Genomic DNA, 17,841 nt, shown 5'->3' with positions numbered 1-17,841 from the left:
CCTCACCCCACAAGCGCATCGGTCCGGTGCGCCCTTATCTGCGCCACCGCACGGGCGATGTCGGGCGCCAGCCAGCGATCCTGCTGCCAGCGCTCAACCACCTGCCGCAGATGCTGCCAGGCGCGCCGCGTGCCGGCTGCCAGCTGTGATTCACCGTGAAACTCCAGCGCCTGCGCCGCCAGCAGATACTCAATCGCGATGATGTGATCGACGTTGCTGACCAGCTTCAGCAGCTTTAACGCCGAACCGGTGCCAAGACTGACGTGATCCTCCTGTAATCCTGAAGTGACATAGTTATCGAGTACCGCAGGCTGCGCCAGCTGACGGTTTTCCGCGCAGAGTGAGGCCGCGACGTACTGCGCAATCATCATGCCAGAATTGACGCCAGGCTCGGCCACCAGAAACGGGGGCAGGCCACTGACCAGCGGGTTTACCAGCCGATCCAGCCGTCGTTCGGCAATACTCCCGAGCTCCGCCAGCGCAATCGCCAGCAGGTCACAGGCCATCGCCACCGATTCACCGTGCGGATGTGACTGTGACACCACGCGCCACTCCTGCGGCGTGCCCAGAATCAACGGATTGTCGGTACAGGCGTTGAGTTCAGTCTCCACCTGACGTGCGGCGTGATCAAACTGATCGCGGCAGGCGCCGTGCACCTGCGGCATCGACCGCAGACTCATCGCATCCTGAGTGCGGATGCCGACACTCGCGTTCAGCAGCGGGCTGTCTCTCAGCAACTGGCGCAGACGTTCACCACTGCGCTGTATTCCCGGGCTGGCCTTGAGTGCCAGCACCTCTGGATCAAACGCCACCAGCTGACCGCGCAGCGCTTCAAAACTCATTGCGCCTGTCACATCCGCCCAGTCCAGCAGACGCCCGGCATCGTCCAGCGCCAGGCAGGCTAAGCCGGTCATGCAAGGCGTGCCGTTGACCAGGCTCAGTCCCTCTTTGGCACCTGGCCGGTAAGGCGCTAAGCCCGCCTGGGCCAGCGCCTGCTGCGCGGACATGATTTCGCCGTGCCACTCCACCTCGCCGATGCCAATCAGGGCCAGACCGATATGCGCCATGTGGGTCAGATAGCCCACCGATCCCTGAGACGGCACCTGAGGGGTAATCTGCAGATTCAGTAGCGCCAGCAGCTGCTGCACCAGCGCCACTGACACACCCGATTTGCCATGACTGTAGTTGGCAATCGCGGCACACAGAATGGCGCGGACCTCCGCTTTTTTCAGCACCGGCCCGACACCACAGGCATGGCTCAGTAAGGTATTGCGCGACAGCTGGCTCAGTTCATCTTCGGAAAGAGTAATGTTGCACAACGCCCCTAATCCGGTATTAATGCCGTAGGCTACCTGCCCCGCCGCGACGATGTTGCCGACGATTTCACGACTCCGGGCAATTCGCTGCCAGGCGCTGTCGCTTAGCATCAGAGTCGCGCCATGCCGGGCGACCTGCACCAGCTCCTGCCATTTAAGCGGACCATCGCCCCAGACCCGCGTCTGACTCATGACGTCGCTCATACCACCGGCTCCACCTGATGATGACTGGAAATAAACTGCTTAAAGCGCGCCGATCCCGCCTCGCCGAACATCGCCTCTGGCGTGCCCTGACAATCAATCGTGCCCTGATGCATAAACACGACCCGGTTTGAGACGTTGCGGGCAAAGCCCATCTCGTGCGTGACCACCAGCATGGTGCGCCCCTCTTCGGCCAGGCTGCGCATCACCTTCAGCACCTCACCCACCAGTTCCGGATCCAGTGCCGATGTCGGTTCATCAAACAGCATCACCTCCGGGTCCATCGCCAGCGCGCGGGCGATCGCCACCCGCTGCTGCTGGCCGCCCGAAAGCTGAGCGGGATAGAAGTCTTTGCGATTCAGCAGGCCAACCCGATCCAGCAGCTGTTCTGCCTTAGCGATGCAGGCTTTTTTATCGCGCTTCAGCACATAGTGCGGCCCTTCAATAACGTTTTGCAGTACGGTGAGATGCGACCAGAGATTAAAGCTCTGAAACACCATCCCCAGCCGGGAACGCAGCCGTTCAATCTGACGCGGGTTAGCCGCCAGCTGGTGCCCGCGTGCATGACGCTTCATCTCAATGGTTTCACCGCCCACGCTGACGACGCCAGAATCAGGCGTCTCCAGCAGGTTGATACAGCGCAGCAGCGTACTTTTACCGGAGCCGCTGGCACCGAGAATAGAGATGACATCGCCCTGATGCGCCTGCAGCGAGATGCCCTTCAGCACCTCCATCGCGCCAAAGGATTTATGGATATCGCTGGCCGACAGCGTGACGGGTGGCAGTTCAGACATTTTTTTCTCCTCCGGGGATCGGCTTAGCGGCCGGTAACGGCTTTTTTTCCGGTTTATGAACCGGTGTCAGACGCCGCTCCAGCAGGGCATACAGTTGAACAATGATGAAGTTGAGGATCAGATAGATCGCCGCTGCACAGAGAAACACCTCCATGGTGCGGTAAGTACGCTGGATAATCTGCTGCGCGACCCCGGTGACATCCCACACCGTCACCAGACTCGCCAGCGCGGTTGATTTCACCAGCAGAATCGCTTCGGTGGAGTACGCAGGCAGCGCATAACGCAGCATCACCGGTGCGATAATGCGCCGCAGCAGCAGGCCGCGCGACATGCCGCATGCCATCCCCGCTTCCACCTGACCGGGCGGGACCGCCAGCAACGCGCCGCGCAGGATCTCCGCCGTGTAGGCGGCGGTACAGAGGGACAGGGCCAGCACCGCGCAGGTAAAAGGCTCACGCAGAAACGGCCAGAAGACGCTGTGGCGGATCACCCCAAACTGTCCCAGCCCGTAGTAGATCAGGAACAACTGAATCATCAGCGGCGAGCCGCGAAACACCAGAATGTAGCCGCGGGCGAATGCACTCAGCAGCCGCCAGCGGCTCATGCGCAGCGCCAGAATACCGACCGCCAGCACGCCCCCGCAGAGAAAGGCGCTGATAAACAGGCCGAGCGTGACCGGCAGCGCCGCGCTGAGTTTCAGGAAGGTGTCAGTAAGGAACGCAAAATCAATCATAACTCTCCTTAATGCTGTGCAGCGGTGCGGCTTTGCCAGGCGCGACCCAGACGGGATTCGGCGCGCAGAAAGGCGCGATTCGACAGCAGCGTCAGCAGCAGATAACAGGCACCGCCCACCAGGTAAAAGGAGAAGTAGTCCCGGGTAGAACCGGCTGCTATCTGGCTGGCCCGCATGAGCTCGACAATGCCGGTCACCGATACCAGCGCGGAATCTTTCAGGCTCATCTGCCAGACGTTAGACAGGCCGGGCAGCGCATAGCGCGCCACCTGCGGCAACAGGATACGTTGCCGGATGCGCCAGCGCGGCATGCCAATGGCGACGGCGGCTTCGATCTCCCCTTTCGCCAGAGCCAGCCGCGCGGCACGATAGACTTCCGCCTGGTAAGAGCCGGAGATAAGCCCGATCGCCAATGCCCCGATCAGAAACGGCGGCGCTTCGATAAAACCGTCTGCGCCAAACAGTTGTCCGATCTGCGTGATCAGTCCCGATCCACCGAAGTAGAACAGGTAGATCACCAGCAATTCAGGGATACCCCGAAAGATCACCGAGTAGCTTTCACCCAGCCAGCGTACCGCCCGGTGCGGGGATAACTTTGCGGCGGCCACGCCCGATCCCACCACCGCGCCGACCAGCAGCGCGCAAAACGACAGCAGCAACGTGGTCAGCGTGGCACTCAGAATCAACCGTCCCCAGCCGTCCGGGCCAAAACTCAGCAGGCTTATCATCAGTTACCTCACTCAGGGTGTGACGTCAGTTTTGAACCACTTCTCACTCAGCTTTTTCACTGTGCCATCGGCCAGCGCGGCTTTAATCGCCTGATCCAGTCGGGCTTTCAGATCGTTGTCGGCCATGCGTACACCCATCGCCTCGCCCTCACCCCAGATTGGGCCGCCCAGCTGAGGACCGCTGAAACTGAGGTTGCGGTTATCCGGTCGTGCCAGCATCGACTGCGCGAACGTCACATCGTCAAACACCGCATCAATGCGTCCGGCCTGCAAATCAAGAATCGCATCGGCTGAGCTGGTGTATTCACGCACATCCGCCACCCCTTTGAAGTATTTGTCGATAAACGGCGTATAGACCGTGCCAGAGGCGATACCAATCGTTTTGCCCTTCAGCGCTGCTTTCAGGGGTGCGATGGCAGGCTCAATGGTTTTTTCATCGTCAGTGAGTTTGATGATCTTGCTGTCAGCGGGCAGCAGTGACCCTTTTACCGTGATAAAGGTGGCGGGTGTTGAGGCGTAAGGCACGGTGAAATTCACCACTTTTTTGCGGTCGGGCGTAATCACAATCGCATCCATGATGACGTCATATTTTCCGGCATTCAGTCCGGCGATCATCCCATCCCAGTTCTGCACCACCAGCTTGCACTGGATCGCCATGCGCTGGCAGAGATCCGCCATCAGCTCCGGTTCGAAACCGCCCAGCTTGCCGCCCGGCAGGGTGAGGTTCCAGGGTTCATAACTGCCTTCAGTGGCAATGGTGATCGACTTCCACTCTTTAGCCTGGGCGCTGACGCCACAGAGCAGCAGACTGGAAACCAGCGTAGTAAGACATAAACGACGAAGAGTCAGAGGGTGTGTCATACGGTTCTCCTGAAGTAGCGGCCTGGTGATCGCCCTGATGAGATTTAACATAAACCCCACAAGATGATATGTCATGTATATACAAGTTAACGCAACGCAGTTCATTGCCGGCTTTTTCATTTTGTGAGCCAGACGGAATTTATTCAGATAGAGCACGCACTGCAGTACTTGTACATACAACCAAGCAAAGGTTATGCCAGCTCTGAAAAAGCGAAGAATGGAGGCGGTAGCAAGGGAGCAGCCACACAGGCTGCCCTCACCTGCACCCGATTAGCGCAGCGCTGCACCGGCGTGGCGCATCGCTGATTTACTGCGGTTTAGCCTGCGCCAGCATGGCATGAATCATCGCCTTCAGCACTTTCTGTAACTGAGCGGCACGCGCCTGCTGCCAGGCGTAAGGAGGCATCTCATCCATGTAGTTGAGCTGCGCCAGCTCCAGCTGGACGGCTTCAATATGCTGCTGCGGCTGTCCATAAGCGCGGGTGATGTAGCCGCCTTTAAAGCGTCCGTTAATCACCCAGCTGTAGTCGTTCTGTGCGCTGCATACTGCTTCAATCGCCGCGCTCATGGCAGGTGTACAGCTTGCACCGTCGTTGGTGCCAACATTGATATCGGGCAGACGGCCCTCAAACAGGCGGGGAATTTCGCTGGCGATGGAGTGAGCATCAAACAGCAGCGCATAACCATGCAGCGCTTTAAGCCGCGCCAGCTCCTGCTGAATCTGCTGATGATAAGGCTGCCAGATCTGATCGATGTAGCCCTGACGCGCCGTGGCATCAGGCGTTTTACCTGGCGCAAAGGTCGGCGTGCCGTCGAACAGCGTTTCCGGGAACAGGCCAGTGGTGGCCGTCGTGTAGAGCGGCTGGTTATCGGGCGGACGGTTAAGATCAACCACAAAACGGGAGTAGCGGCCAATTAACACGCTGGCCCCGAGGTCACGCACAAAATCATACAGCAGCGGGATATGCCAGTCGGTGTCAGGCAGGCCGCGCGCGGCCTCACTTAATCCAGCCTCCACGTCGGGTGTCAGGTCGGTCCCGGCGTGAGGAATGCTGACCAGCAGCGGCAGGCTGCCCTGGGTGAAATAGAAAGGGTTCATTGTGGTTCTCCACGATAAATAACGGTACAGGGCAGCTCACCACCCAGCCAGTAAACCAGTTCCGCGGGACGAGCCAGCGGCCAGTGCACGAAGTTTGCCACTTTTCCCGCCTCCAGCGAGCCGTGACTGTCAGCCAGCCCCAGCGCTTTTGCTCCCCACAGGGTGACGCCCGCCAGCGCCTCTTCCGGTGTCATGCCAAACAGCGTGCAACCCATATTGAGCATCAGACGCAGCGACAGCGCAGGCGAGGTGCCAGGATTCGCATCGCTGGCCAGTGCCATCGGTACCCCATGTCGCCGGAAGCTTTCCACCGGCGGGCGCTGGGTCTCACGCAGCAGGTAAAACGCACCAGGCAGCAGCACCGCGACGGTGCCATGCTCTGCCATCACCCTGGCATCCTCTTCCGTGGCGTATTCAAGATGGTCCGCAGAGAGTGCGCCGTAGCGCGCCGCCAGTGCTGCGCCCCCCAGTGCCGAAAGCTGTTCCGCATGCAATTTCACCGGCATACCCAGCGCCACCGCCCGGTCAAACACCCGCGCCACCTGCGCAGGGGAAAAGGCGAGATGCTCACAGAACGCATCCACCGCATCCGCCAGCCCCAGCGCCTTCACCTGCGGCAGGAGTCGATCGCAGATGATATCGACCCAGCTATCCGGGTCGTGCTTAAACTCCGGCGGAAAGGCATGTGCTGCCAGACAGGTGGCACGCACATCGGCGGACACGCTCTCTCCCAGCTGGCGAATCGCCCGCAGCATCCGCAGTTCGCTCTCTTCATCCAGACCATAGCCGGACTTAATCTCCACGGTGGTGACGCCTTCGGCCAGCAGCCGATCGAGCCGCCAGCGAGCCGACGCTACCAGCTCCTCTTCCGTGGCCGCGCGGGTGGCGCGCACGGTGGAGAGAATGCCGCCGCCCTGCGCGGCGATCTCTGCGTAGCTGACGCCATTCAGGCGCTGTTCAAACTCCTGACTGCGGTCGCCGCCAAACACCAGATGGGTATGACAATCCACCAGCCCAGGCGTCACGATGCCGCCTGGCAGTTGATGATGCTGATCGGCGACGAACGCGGGCATCTCCGCCTGCGGGCCCACCCATACCAGTTTACCTGCCCGCACCACCAGCGCGCCTTGCGGAATCAGATGGTACTTTCCGTCACGCATGGTAACCAGGTCGGCCCCGGTCCATACCGTATCTACACGCATCTCTTCTGCCATCGCTGCCTAAGCCTCCACCGTTTACACTGTGCCTCAAAGTATGTATATGTATATACAACCACATCCGGAGAGGATCAACCATGGTAACTTTTTTTGCCCCGCGTGCACTGCTGGCAGAGGGCTGGCAGCAGCAGGTTCGTATCACAGTTAATCAGGCGGGTTTTATCGATGCCATTGCTCCGGATAGCCATGCGGAGAATGCTGTCCAGCTCAACGGCGAGGTAATTCCGGCGATCGCCAACCTGCACTCGCACGCCTTTCAGCGTGCCATGGCGGGGCTGGCAGAAGTCGCGGGCGATCCTCAGGACAGCTTCTGGACCTGGCGGGATTTGATGTACCGCATGGTGCAGCGCCTGACACCCCGGCAGGTGGGTGATATTGCCGCCCTGCTCTACATCGAAATGCTGAAGGGCGGCTACACCCAGGTGGCGGAGTTTCACTATCTGCATCACGACCCCAGCGGCGCACCCTATGGTGATGATGCGATGCTGCAACAGCTGATCGAGGCGGCGGAGATCGCCGGTATCGGTCAGACCCTGCTGCCGGTGCTCTACAGCTACAGCGGCTTTGGCAGTCAGCCTGCAACGGCGGGTCAGAAACGTTTTATCCAGCAGACCGACCAGTATCTGCAACAGCAGGCGCGGCTGGAGGAGTGGCAGCAGCAGCGGCCACTGCTGAATCGTGGCCTCTGTTTCCATTCGCTGCGGGCAGTAAGTGAAAGTCAGATGCACGACGTGCTGGCGGCCAGCGATCCTGGGCTGCCGGTCCATATCCATGTGGCTGAACAGCAGAAAGAGGTCAATGATTCACTGGCGTGGAGCGGCGAACGGCCGGTTGCCTGGCTGCTTAACCGCTTTAACGTGGATACGCGCTGGTGTCTGATCCACGCCACGCATCTGGATGAGAGCGAACTGTCACGCCTTGCCCGCAGCGGTGCGGTGGCGGGTCTCTGCCCGACCACCGAAGCCAACCTCGGTGACGGCATTTTTCCGGCGGTGGAGTATATCGCGCAGGGCGGATGCTGGGGCATTGGCTCCGACAGTCACGTCTCGCTGAGCACCCAGGAAGAGCTGCGCTGGCTGGAGTATGCGCAGCGCCTGCGCGACCAGCGCCGCAACCGAATCACCCTGCCTGACCAGCCCTCGGTAGGCGATCTGCTTTGGCAACAGGCTGCAGCAGGGGGTGCGCAGGCGTGCGGCATTCAGCAGGGTACGCTGGCGGTGGGACAACGTGCTGACTGGCTGGTGCTGCGTGATGAGGCATGGCTCGGCAGCGTGGAATCACACGCCGTAATGAACCGCTGGCTGTTTGCCGGACAGCGCGATCAGATTCGCGACGTCTATGTTGCAGGTAAAGCCGTGGTGAAAGATGGCGTGCATCCGCACCAGACAGCGTGTGCCGCACGCTTTGCTCAGGCAATGGCGGCGCTGCGATGATCGCCCGGTTCGCATATGCCGATCTGGCAGTCAGCCGCTGGCGCAACGGTGGCGGTGAGACCCGTGAGATTATTAGTTTCCCGCCCGGCGCAGATCGCTTTGGCTGGCGCGCCAGTATTGCGACCCTGGCGCAGGATGGCCCCTTCTCTCCCTTTCCGGAGATTGATCGGGTTATCACCCTGCTGCACGGCGATCCGGTGTTGTTAACCGCGCCCGGCGTGCAGCATCTGTTGACGCCGCAAAAGCCGTGGGCGTTTGCCGGCGAACTCGCCTTAACGGCACAACTGCAGGGCAGCGTCAGCGAAGATTTTAATATCATGACGCGACGTGGTGAATGGCAGGCAACGGTGGAGGTGGTGACCACAGAGGTCAGCGCGCTGCATGGCGTCGCCTGGGTGCTGGCTGGCGCATGGCAGACGGCTGACGGAGAAAAGCTGAGCGCGCAACAGGGGACGTGGTGGGTCGATGATGAGACACAACTCAGCCCGTGTGACACGGATGCCCGGCTGCTGTTTACCCGACTTAACCGTGTCCTCTGAAGCGGCCCAGCAGTTTGTAACGTGAGCCGGGATAGAGCAATCGCGCATAGGTCACGATTTTCGTGTCGCTCCAGGTCTGACGGCGAATCAGCAGGCAGGGTTCGTGCTCATCCAGCGACAAATGCTTACGCTGACGCGCATCGGGCAGCACCGCTTCAACGATGTGCTCACCCGCCGTCAGCGGCGCGACCCGCATGAGATAGGTGTACGGCGTCATCTTCTCATAATCCTGCGTCAGGTAGTCGGGCGCGACCAGGGGATTGACCAGACGATCCTCCAGCTGCACCGGCAGATCGTTTTCGTAGTGCACAATCAGCGAATGGAAGAGCGTCTGCCCGGTAGTGAGACCCAGTACGGCCGCCTGCTCGGGATCGGCTTTGTTCTGACCGATGGTAAGGATTTTTGCGCTGTGCTGATGACCTCGCTGGGCAATCTCATCGGCGATGTTATGCACCTCCAGCATGGCGGTGTACCCTTTCATCTCCGCCACAAAGGTCCCGACACCCTGCATCCGCACCAGAAATCCCTCACTGGTGAGCTCACGCAGCGCCCGGTTAATGGTCATGCGACTGACGCCCAGTTCATTGACCAGTTCACTTTCTGATGGCACACGCTGATTCGCTTTCCACAACCCTTCACGAATCTGGCTGACGATGGCCTGTTTCACCCGCTGATAGATCGGTGCGGGTTCATCGCTCATTGCCGCCGCCAGTTGTGCCAGTGCCGTATGCTCAACCATTTGCTGTTCCTTATGCTGAAAGTCCCCTGAGTTTACTGTCTCACTGCGTGAATGTATATACATCCAGCAGAGCACGCGATGCTCCGATGGTGCAGCCTCCGCATCCTGATGGTGCAGCTTCTCCCACATGCTAAACACCCGACCCGCAGCATAGGGAGATTCGATTTTTGTGATCGGCCTGGCACGTCCTTTGCTTCTTTTGCTTGATTGTATAGACAAGCATAGACAAGATTTAATGCTTATGTTTCACTCGAATTATCCCGCTGGTTCAGGGCAAGGGAAGCAGCTTCGCCACACCAGCACACTTGTATCGACAGGAGTAGGCTATGTCAGGTTCGTTTCAGGCATTGCGCCTGGTGCCAGGCGAGGTGGACCTCGCCACATTACGCGCTATCTATCAGGGTAATGTCACATTAAGTCTCGATGAGCGTGCGCGTCAGGCGATTGCAGCGGCGCAGCAAACCGTAGATGCCATTGTCGCCTCCGGTAACGTGGTGTATGGCATTAATACCGGCTTCGGCAAACTGGCGCAGACCCAAATTCCGGCCAGCCGGCTGGCGGATCTGCAGCGTAATCTGGTGTTGTCACACAGCGTCGGACTGGGCGATCTGCTGCCCGACAATGTCACCCGGCTGGTGGTCGCAACCAAAATCATCAGTCTGGCGCGCGGTCACTCTGGCGTGCGAATCGAACTCGTTGAGGCGCTGCTTGCCCTGTTTAACGCGGGTGTGATGCCCTGCATCCCGGAAAAAGGCTCTGTCGGGGCTTCTGGCGATTTGGCGCCGCTGGCGCACATGTCGCTGATGCTGCTGGGTGAAGGTCAGGTACGGCTCGCTGGTAAGCTGATCCCGGCCACAGAAGGACTGGCAAGCGTCGGCCTGTCGCCGTTTGTGCTCGGTCCAAAAGAAGGACTGGCGCTGCTCAATGGCACCCAGGTTTCGACTGCGCTGGCGCTGCGTGGCCTGTTTGAAGGTGAAAATCTGTTTGCTGCCGGTCTGATGGCGGGTGCGCTCTCGCTGGAGGCGATCAAAGGCTCGCTGAAACCGTTCGACGCCCGTATTCATAAAGCGCGTGGTCAGCAGGGCCAGATTGCGGTCGCCGCCGCCGTCAGCGCTCTGATAGAGGGCAGTGAAATTCTGCAGTCGCATACCCATTGCGGCCGCGTGCAGGACCCCTACTCCATCCGCTGCGTGCCGCAGGTGATGGGTGCCTGCCTGGACAATTTCAGCCACGCGGCGCGGATTCTGGAAATCGAAGCAAACGCAGCCTCGGACAACCCGCTGGTGTTCAGCGACAGCGGCGATGTGATCTCCGGCGGCAACTTCCACGCCGAACCCGTGGCCTTTGCCGCAGATATCCTGGCGCTGGCCATTGCTGAAGTCGGCGCCATCTCCGAGCGGCGCCTGGCGCTGCTGCTGGACAGCGGCTTATCTGGCCTGCCGCCTTTCCTGGTGCGTGACGGTGGCGTGAACTCTGGCTTTATGATCGCCCAGGTCACCGCCGCCGCGCTCGCCTCTGAGAACAAATCGCTGGCCCATCCGGGCAGCGTAGACAGTCTGCCGACCTCCGCTAACCAGGAGGATCACGTCTCAATGGCGACCTATGCCGCCCGCCGTCTCGGCAGCATGTGCTTTAACAGCGCCGCGGTGGTCGGTATTGAAGCGATGGCCGCCGCGCAGGGTATTGAATTTAACCGGCCGCTGAAAAGCTCTGTGCTGATTGAGCAGGCCATCGACACCATTCGCGAGCAGGTCGCTTTCCTTGAGGAAGATCGCCTGCTGGCACCCGATATCGAGGCCATGCGTCAGTGGGCAAGTCGCGCTGACTGGCCTCAGGCATTGACCGCGCTGCTGCCGAGCATGCGCCCAACTTCTTGAATTAAGGAATCTCTTATGAGCGAAACTCTTTCTCAGGCTGTGGCACGTGAAATTCGTGCGCCACATGGCACCACACTGCACTGCGCTAACTGGCTGATTGAAGCGGCTTACCGCATGATTCAGAACAACCTCGATCCCGATGTGGCCGAGCGGCCGGAAGATCTGGTGGTTTACGGCGGCATCGGTAAAGCAGCGCGAAACTGGGCATGCTTCGAGCAGATCCTGCGTTCGCTGCGGGCGCTGCAACCGGATGAGACGCTGCTGATCCAGAGCGGCAAACCGGTCGGCATCTTCCGCACCCACGCGGATGCGCCGCGCGTCCTGCTGGCGAACTCTAATCTGGTGCCACACTGGGCGACCTGGGATCACTTCCACGAGCTGGATAAAGCGGGCCTGATGATGTACGGCCAGATGACCGCCGGTTCCTGGATCTATATCGGTGCACAGGGCATCGTGCAGGGCACCTATGAAACCTTTGTGGAAGCGGGACGTCAGCACTATAACAACGACCTCAGCGGACGCTGGATTCTCACCGCCGGGCTGGGCGGCATGGGCGGCGCGCAACCGCTGGCGGGTGTGCTGGCCGGTGCCTGCGTACTGGCGATTGAGTGCCAGGAGTCACGCATCGATTTCCGTCTGCGTACCCGCTACGTAGACTACAAAGCCACCACGCTGGACGAAGCGCTGGCCATCATCAGCGAAGCCACTGCTGCGAAAAAAGCGATTTCAGTCGGGCTGCTGGGCAATGCCGCTGAAATCCTGCCAGAGCTGGTGAAACGCGCCCGGGCGGGCGGGCCGAAGCCGGACATCGTGACCGACCAGACGTCGGCACATGACCCAATAAATGGTTATCTGCCGATTGGCTGGGATCTGGCGCGCTGGCAACAGGCGCGCGTTTCACAGCCGAAAGCGGTTGAGAAAGCCGCGCGTGCCTCTATGGCGGTTCACGTCCAGGCGATGCTCGACTTCTGTCATATGGGTATTCCGACCGTGGATTACGGCAACAACATCCGTCAGGTAGCGCTGGATGAGGGTGTCAGCAACGCCTTCGACTTCCCTGGCTTTGTACCGGCCTATATCCGTCCGCTGTTCTGTGAAGGCAAAGGCCCGTTCCGCTGGGTGGCGTTGTCAGGCGACCCGGAGGATATCTACAAGACCGATGCCAAACTCAAGGAGCTGTTCCCGCACCACAAAACGCTGCATCGCTGGCTTGATATGGCGCAGGAGCGCATCGCTTTTCAGGGCCTGCCGGCACGTATCTGCTGGCTGGGACTGGGCGAGCGACACCTTGCCGGTCTGGCGTTCAATGAAATGGTGCGCAACGGCGAGCTGAAAGCGCCGGTGGTCATTGGCCGCGACCATCTCGACTGCGGTTCAGTTGCCTCACCAAACCGCGAGACCGAAGCGATGAAAGATGGCTCGGATGCGGTCTCTGACTGGCCGCTGCTTAACGCGCTGCTGAATACCGCGGGCGGCGCGACCTGGGTCAGCCTGCATCACGGCGGCGGTGTTGGCATGGGCTTCTCGCAGCACTCTGGCGTAGTGATTGTTGCCGATGGCAGCAAAGAAGCCGATGCGCGTCTGGGTCGTGTGTTATGGAATGACCCGGCCACCGGTGTCATGCGTCACGCCGATGCAGGTTATGAGCTGGCGCAGAGCTGTGCTGCAGAGCACGGCCTGAACCTGCCAATGCAAAAATAGTCTGATATTGTTCACTACACGGGGCGCGCTGTGGCCTGCCCCGTTTTTCTGACTTTTCCATTGTGAAACCCCTCTCTGAAATCACTTCCTTATTACTTATTCCATTTTGATTTAGCCTATAGCCATATTTAGTCCCGACAGCGATAGACGCCGCGCCACCCAATCACTAAAGTGAAATCTTCTCATTCTGTATGGAGCGCGACGCTGCATGACCCTTTCCCCTGCCCTGCTTGAAGACGCCCTGCACTGGCGCCGTGAGTTTCATCGCCACCCCGAATTAGGTTACCAGGAACAGCAAACCAGCCAGTTTATTGCTGAAGAATTAGCGCGGGCGGGGCTGCAGGTGTTTCGTGGTCTGGCGGGAACAGGAGTCATCGGTACGCTGGAAAACGGTCCCGGTCCGGTTATCGGGCTGCGTGCGGATATGGATGCATTGCCGATTACAGAGAAAGGCGACGCTGAGTGGCGATCTTCGACGCCTGGCGTCATGCACGCCTGCGGCCACGATGGTCACAGCGCTATCCTGCTGGCCGCCGCCCGACAGCTGGCTGCCACGCGTCAGTTTAGCGGCACGGTGCATTTCATCTTTCAGCCTGCCGAAGAGAATCTGGGCGGGGCGCGCAAAATGGTGGAAGAGGGATTGTTCCAGCGCTTTCCGATGGATGCGATCTACGCGATGCACAACTGGCCGGGGCTGCCGCTGGGGTCACTGGCTGTTAATCCTGGCGCAATGATGGCATCGCTGGATTCATTCGAAATTACCCTGCACGGTAAAAGCTGCCATGCGGCGATGCCAGAAAGTGGCGCCGATCCGATGGTGGTAGCGGCCGAGCTGATTCTGGCGCTGCAGACGATTCCCTCCCGTCGGCTCTCGCCCCTTGCCTCTGCGGTGGTCAGTGTAACGCAGATCCACGGGGGTGAAGCGATCAACGTGATTCCGGAACAGATTATGCTGCGCGGCACAGTGCGCTGCCTGCAGACCAGCGTGCGCGAAAAAGTACGCGGACTGATTGATGAGTTTGTGACGACTCTGCCACGTCCGTTTGGCGTCAGCGGCGAGATTAACTGGCTGCCGGGCTATCCGGTCACGGCTAACCATGCGGCCCCGGCTGAGCAGGTGCGCGACGTGGCGCTGGCAACGCTGGGCGCAGAACAGGTTCACTGGCAGGTCAATCCGTCGATGGCATCAGAAGATTTTGCCTGCATGATGGAAGCCTGTCCCGGCGCTTACTTCTGGCTGGGCGCGGATGGCGAGACGCCCTCCGCGCCGCTACATAACGCTCGCTATGATTTCAACGACGCGCTGCTGCCGATTGGCATCCGTTTCTGGCAGAACCTGGTTGAACAGGCGCTGCCAGCCGCCTGACTCAGTATCCGGCAGCGGCAATCTGCTGCCCGGCCGCCGCCAGCGAGTCGCACTGGCCGCTGGCGCGCAGGCAGCAGGCGAGCTGCAATCGCAGTGACGCAGGCACCGGGCGCTGCTGATTCAGCACCTCATCAATCCAGCGCGCCGTCACCTCTGCCGTCTTGTCCGCCGGCAGTTCAACCGCCACTTCAGGCTGACGCTCGACCCACACTTCCGCTTCCACGCCTGCGCCCTGAATCATACTGATCGCCGGGCAGCGCTGCGGATTCGCATAGACTTCCCCTTCGGTGCCATTGAGCAGTATCGCTGGCGCATCAATGTCACTGAAGAATTTCGCCACGCGCGGCACATACTCCGGATGCGACACGCTCGACAGCCGCAGCGCCGCACGCTCTGCAAACGGGGTTGCCAGTTTTGCCAGCGTATGTGCGCTGTTACGGACGCCCATCCGCCAGCGCAGTGAGAGCTGTTTCGCCATTGGCGGGCAGAGGTGATCGATAGTGATAAAAACGAGTTCGCCCTGGTCGAGTTTCGCCTGCGCCAACTCTGCGGTGGTGACAGGTGTTACACCCAGTGCGGCAAACACCGCCTCACTGGTGATACGCGTCGCGTCGTCGCTGACGCCATGTACCACCACCGGGAAGCCGAGTTTCACCAGCAGCAACGCCAGCAACGGCGTCAGATTGCCCTGGCGGCGCGCGCCATTGTAGCTGGGGATGACGATCGGCATCGGCCGGTTTTCTGGCGCTCGCAGCTGCATCATCTGTGCCTGCATCGCCTGATAAAAGCCGCGCATCTCGTCTTCGCCTTCGCCCTTGATACGCAGCGCAATCAGGATGCCGCCCAGTTCCAGGTCCGGCACCTCGCCCGCCAGCATTGCGCCATACAGCGTCACCGCGGTATCAAAATCGATGTCGCGGGCATGATTTTTACCGCGACCAATCTCTTTAATGATTTTATTCAGTTCCATCACTCGCTTCCGGTTAAGTGCGCGGCTTAGCGCCGCGTGGGACGTCGTTTTCGCACCGTGTTTTTTGGCGCCACGGTGGCCGGTATCGCTTCCGGCTCTGGCGTTTCCGGCTGCGCAATCGGGAAGATCGGCAACGCGGCTAATAACCGACTGCCGTAGGATTTGCTCAGCAGACGACGGTCGTAAATAACGATTTCGCCATAACATTGATGGCTGCGAATCAGGCGCCCGACCTGTTGAATCAGGGTGAATGAGGCGCTGGGTAAGCTCTGCACCTCAAACGGATAACGCTTCAGGCTTTTAAGCCACTCGCCTTCGGTCAAAATTACCGGACTGTCCACCGGGGGAAAAGCGATTTTGTGAATATGCACCTGACTCAGCAGATCGCCCTTCAGATCAAGCCCTTCGGCAAAGGACTGCAGGCCAATCAGAATACTGGTTTCCCCTTTGGTGACGCGCTGGCGATGCAAATCGACCAGCCGGCTGCGCGGCTGATCGCCCTGCACCAGCATCGAGAGCCGCAGGTCAGGCAGACAGGCGACAAACTGCTGCATGGCCCGGTTGCTGGCAAACAGCACCAGCACGCCTTTGTGCTTTTTCTCCGCCATCTGCTGACGGAAGAAACCGGCCATCTCCGCAATGTGCTCCGCTTCGTGCGTCATCAGCGGCTCGAAGCGCATCTGCGGGATCACCAGCCTGCCCTGCTCTACATGGTTAAACGGCGAGTCCAGCGCCACAAAACGATCGCCTGCTTTTTCGCTGAGTCCCGACATCTCCTGCAGGCGGTTGAAACTGTTGAGCGATCGCAGTGTGGCAGAGGTGACCACCACATGTGGGATTTTGCGCCACAGCAGCTTTTCCAGCTGATCGCTGACGCGAATACCGGCGCAGTGAAACAGCAGATGCGCCTGACCTTCGCGCAGCTCGCGGGTGATCCATTTCGATACCGGTGCGCCAGACGCTTTTTCCATCGCCGCCAGCCGCCACAATTTGCTCACCGACTCGAACCAGCCAAACTGACGATTGAGCTGCAGCAGATTGCGATGCAATCGCACCACGTCCACCTTGCCAGTCTGCTCACTGAGTGCATTGATCAGGCCTTCGCTCAAACCGCGCAGCGCGTCGCTGAGTTTGAACAGCCGGGCACAGAGATCCAGCAGCTCCTGCGGAAGCGCACCCAGCACAAAGCGAAATTCGCCCGGCTGGTTATGCGGTGGCAGCAGCGGATTCAGCGCCTGCGCGGTCACGGTCAGCAGTTCGCGCAGCTCATCACAGTGTGCTTTCAGCCGCTCAGGGTTAGCCAGCGGCGGCGGCGATTTTGGCCGCATCTGCGTCATGATGCTGTCAACCAGCTTGATAAACAGGTCAAGTTGCAGGCTGCTCCAGCCCGGCGTAATGTCGGCACTCATCTCCAGCGCATCGCGGGCTACGTCGGGCAAATGGTGCCCTTCATCCAGCACCAGCATCAGGTTTTTAGCCGGTGGCAGCACCGACTCATTCTCCATCGCCGCCATCACCAGCGCATGATTCGCCACCACCACATCCACCTGCTCGATTTCGCGTCGCGCCACAAAGAACGGGCATTCACGATACCAGTGGCAGTGCGCGCCCAGGCAGCTTGCTTTATCGGTAGAAAGGCGCTGCCACAGGCTGTCGCTGACGTTCTCTTCGCTGTGATCGCGCAGGCCATCCCACTGATAGCGATCCAGGGATTTTTGTAAGCGGCCACACTGCGTCTGTTCCTCTTTGGTGCTGCTGACCGCATCATCGTCCAGATAGAGCAGCAGATCGCCCTGCTGATCGGCGTCGGCTGCCATCGCCGCCAGATTGCGCGGACAGACATAGCGCCCGCGGCCAAAAGCAGCGGTAAAGGTGAGGTCGGGGATGATTTTCTTCAACAGCGGCAGATCTTTGGTGAAGATCTGATCCTGCAACGCCACATTGGCGGTGCTGATGACCAGCTGCTTTTCCTGGGCGCGGCTGGCCGCAATGCCTGGGATCAGATAAGAAAGAGTTTTACCCACGCCGGTCGGCGCTTCAACCGCCAGATGGCGCGAATCGTCACCGGCCAGGCATTTTGCCACTTCGGCAATCATCTGGCGCTGCGGCGCTCGCGGGATGAAATCAGGCACCTGCTCCTGAAGCGCTTTATACCATTGCGCTATCTGGCTTTTTACTGCGGCTGTCAGGGCCATGATTTGCGTTACCACACTGAAAATATGGCCTGTATTTTTACACAGTATCCCGGCGGCGTCAGCTTTCACGCC

At 59.9% G+C, this 17,841-nt stretch carries 15 protein-coding genes; 5 read left to right on the top strand and 10 right to left on the bottom strand.

What is annotated here, in order from left to right; translation table 11 throughout:
- Nucleotides 1-2 precede the first annotated feature (2 nt).
- The 7 genes from AC6I77_RS05825 to hutI all read right to left on the bottom strand — a co-directional run bounded on the left by AC6I77_RS05825 (nt 3) and on the right by hutI (nt 6,946).
- Nucleotides 3-1,508 (bottom strand): HAL/PAL/TAL family ammonia-lyase, encoded by a 1,506-nt coding sequence (locus AC6I77_RS05825; protein ID WP_497817215.1) that lies wholly within the window; start codon nt 1,506-1,508, stop codon nt 3-5.
- A gap of 8 nt (nt 1,509-1,516) precedes the next feature.
- Entirely contained in the window at nt 1,517-2,311 is a 795-nt protein-coding gene (locus AC6I77_RS05820; RefSeq protein WP_497816757.1) for an ABC transporter ATP-binding protein, read from the bottom strand.
- A complete protein-coding gene (locus AC6I77_RS05815) occupies nt 2,304-3,044 on the bottom strand; it encodes an ABC transporter permease (protein ID WP_008925091.1) in 741 nt (246 codons plus the stop codon). Before AC6I77_RS05815 ends, AC6I77_RS05820 begins: the two co-directional genes overlap by 8 nt.
- An 8-nt stretch (nt 3,045-3,052) precedes the next feature.
- On the bottom strand, nt 3,053-3,772 hold the full coding sequence (locus AC6I77_RS05810) for an ABC transporter permease (RefSeq protein ID WP_003851749.1): 720 nt from the start codon (nt 3,770-3,772) through the stop codon (nt 3,053-3,055).
- A 12-nt stretch (nt 3,773-3,784) separates the two neighbouring features.
- Nucleotides 3,785-4,633 carry a transporter substrate-binding domain-containing protein gene (locus AC6I77_RS05805; protein WP_008925090.1) on the bottom strand — a complete coding sequence of 283 codons (849 nt, stop codon included), beginning with the start codon at nt 4,631-4,633 and terminating at the stop codon, nt 3,785-3,787.
- A 307-nt stretch (nt 4,634-4,940) separates the two neighbouring features.
- Nucleotides 4,941-5,732, bottom strand: a complete 792-nt coding sequence (gene hutG, locus AC6I77_RS05800; protein WP_008925089.1) for an N-formylglutamate deformylase — start codon at nt 5,730-5,732, stop codon at nt 4,941-4,943.
- Nucleotides 5,729-6,946, bottom strand: coding sequence for an imidazolonepropionase (gene hutI, locus AC6I77_RS05795; RefSeq protein ID WP_039659260.1), 1,218 nt, complete (start codon nt 6,944-6,946; stop codon nt 5,729-5,731). The genes hutG and hutI overlap by 4 nt, the downstream gene beginning before the upstream one ends.
- Before the next feature lie 80 nt (nt 6,947-7,026).
- Here hutI and AC6I77_RS05790 point away from each other — a divergent pair, with 80 nt between their 5' ends.
- Nucleotides 7,027-8,382, top strand: coding sequence for a formimidoylglutamate deiminase (locus tag AC6I77_RS05790; RefSeq protein ID WP_497816756.1), 1,356 nt, complete (start codon nt 7,027-7,029; stop codon nt 8,380-8,382).
- Nucleotides 8,379-8,921, top strand: a complete 543-nt coding sequence (locus AC6I77_RS05785; RefSeq protein ID WP_008925086.1) for a HutD/Ves family protein — start codon at nt 8,379-8,381, stop codon at nt 8,919-8,921. The genes AC6I77_RS05790 and AC6I77_RS05785 overlap by 4 nt, the downstream gene beginning before the upstream one ends.
- Here AC6I77_RS05785 and hutC read toward each other — a convergent pair.
- On the bottom strand, nt 8,905-9,660 hold the full coding sequence (hutC, locus tag AC6I77_RS05780; RefSeq protein ID WP_039659254.1) for a histidine utilization transcriptional repressor HutC: 756 nt from the start codon (nt 9,658-9,660) through the stop codon (nt 8,905-8,907). The genes AC6I77_RS05785 and hutC overlap by 17 nt on opposite strands.
- 326 nt (nt 9,661-9,986) lie before the next feature.
- On the opposite strand from hutC, the gene hutH reads away from it, so the two are divergent.
- From hutH to AC6I77_RS05765, 3 genes are all read left to right on the top strand, one after another.
- Nucleotides 9,987-11,537, top strand: a complete 1,551-nt coding sequence (gene hutH, locus AC6I77_RS05775; protein WP_039659252.1) for a histidine ammonia-lyase — start codon at nt 9,987-9,989, stop codon at nt 11,535-11,537.
- A 15-nt stretch (nt 11,538-11,552) separates the two neighbouring features.
- Complete coding sequence (gene hutU, locus AC6I77_RS05770) at nt 11,553-13,238, top strand: urocanate hydratase (RefSeq protein ID WP_003851765.1); 1,686 nt, start codon at nt 11,553-11,555, stop codon at nt 13,236-13,238.
- A 208-nt stretch (nt 13,239-13,446) separates the two neighbouring features.
- A complete protein-coding gene (locus tag AC6I77_RS05765) occupies nt 13,447-14,604 on the top strand; it encodes a M20 aminoacylase family protein (RefSeq protein ID WP_039659250.1) in 1,158 nt (385 codons plus the stop codon).
- Between the two features lies 1 nt (nt 14,605).
- Here the strand turns inward: AC6I77_RS05765 and ybiB are convergent, their stop codons facing one another.
- Together ybiB and dinG are read right to left on the bottom strand one after the other, a co-directional pair.
- Nucleotides 14,606-15,574 (bottom strand): DNA-binding protein YbiB, encoded by a 969-nt coding sequence (ybiB, locus tag AC6I77_RS05760; RefSeq protein WP_039659248.1) that lies wholly within the window; start codon nt 15,572-15,574, stop codon nt 14,606-14,608.
- Between the two features lie 26 nt (nt 15,575-15,600).
- Nucleotides 15,601-17,769, bottom strand: coding sequence for an ATP-dependent DNA helicase DinG (gene dinG / locus AC6I77_RS05755; protein WP_003851773.1), 2,169 nt, complete (start codon nt 17,767-17,769; stop codon nt 15,601-15,603).
- Nucleotides 17,770-17,841 lie beyond the last annotated feature (72 nt).

The sequence above is a fragment of the Pantoea sp. X-Soil-ISGK-259 genome, from assembly GCF_059730705.1.
Note: the sequence above shows the minus strand (reverse complement) of the source record. Positions and strands in the feature narration are given on the sequence as shown.

Coding starts and splice junctions, on each gene's coding strand:
- AC6I77_RS05825 (WP_497817215.1), bottom strand. CDS start 1,508: ATGAGTCAGACGCGGGTCTGGGGCGATGGTCCGCTTAAATGGCAGGAG.
- AC6I77_RS05820 (WP_497816757.1), bottom strand. CDS start 2,311: ATGTCTGAACTGCCACCCGTCACGCTGTCGGCCAGCGATATCCATAAA.
- AC6I77_RS05815 (WP_008925091.1), bottom strand. CDS start 3,044: ATGATTGATTTTGCGTTCCTTACTGACACCTTCCTGAAACTCAGCGCG.
- AC6I77_RS05810 (WP_003851749.1), bottom strand. CDS start 3,772: ATGATAAGCCTGCTGAGTTTTGGCCCGGACGGCTGGGGACGGTTGATT.
- AC6I77_RS05805 (WP_008925090.1), bottom strand. CDS start 4,633: ATGACACACCCTCTGACTCTTCGTCGTTTATGTCTTACTACGCTGGTT.
- hutG (WP_008925089.1), bottom strand. CDS start 5,732: ATGAACCCTTTCTATTTCACCCAGGGCAGCCTGCCGCTGCTGGTCAGC.
- hutI (WP_039659260.1), bottom strand. CDS start 6,946: ATGGCAGAAGAGATGCGTGTAGATACGGTATGGACCGGGGCCGACCTG.
- AC6I77_RS05790 (WP_497816756.1), top strand. CDS start 7,027: ATGGTAACTTTTTTTGCCCCGCGTGCACTGCTGGCAGAGGGCTGGCAG.
- AC6I77_RS05785 (WP_008925086.1), top strand. CDS start 8,379: ATGATCGCCCGGTTCGCATATGCCGATCTGGCAGTCAGCCGCTGGCGC.
- hutC (WP_039659254.1), bottom strand. CDS start 9,660: ATGGTTGAGCATACGGCACTGGCACAACTGGCGGCGGCAATGAGCGAT.
- hutH (WP_039659252.1), top strand. CDS start 9,987: ATGTCAGGTTCGTTTCAGGCATTGCGCCTGGTGCCAGGCGAGGTGGAC.
- hutU (WP_003851765.1), top strand. CDS start 11,553: ATGAGCGAAACTCTTTCTCAGGCTGTGGCACGTGAAATTCGTGCGCCA.
- AC6I77_RS05765 (WP_039659250.1), top strand. CDS start 13,447: ATGACCCTTTCCCCTGCCCTGCTTGAAGACGCCCTGCACTGGCGCCGT.
- ybiB (WP_039659248.1), bottom strand. CDS start 15,574: ATGGAACTGAATAAAATCATTAAAGAGATTGGTCGCGGTAAAAATCAT.
- dinG (WP_003851773.1), bottom strand. CDS start 17,769: ATGGCCCTGACAGCCGCAGTAAAAAGCCAGATAGCGCAATGGTATAAA.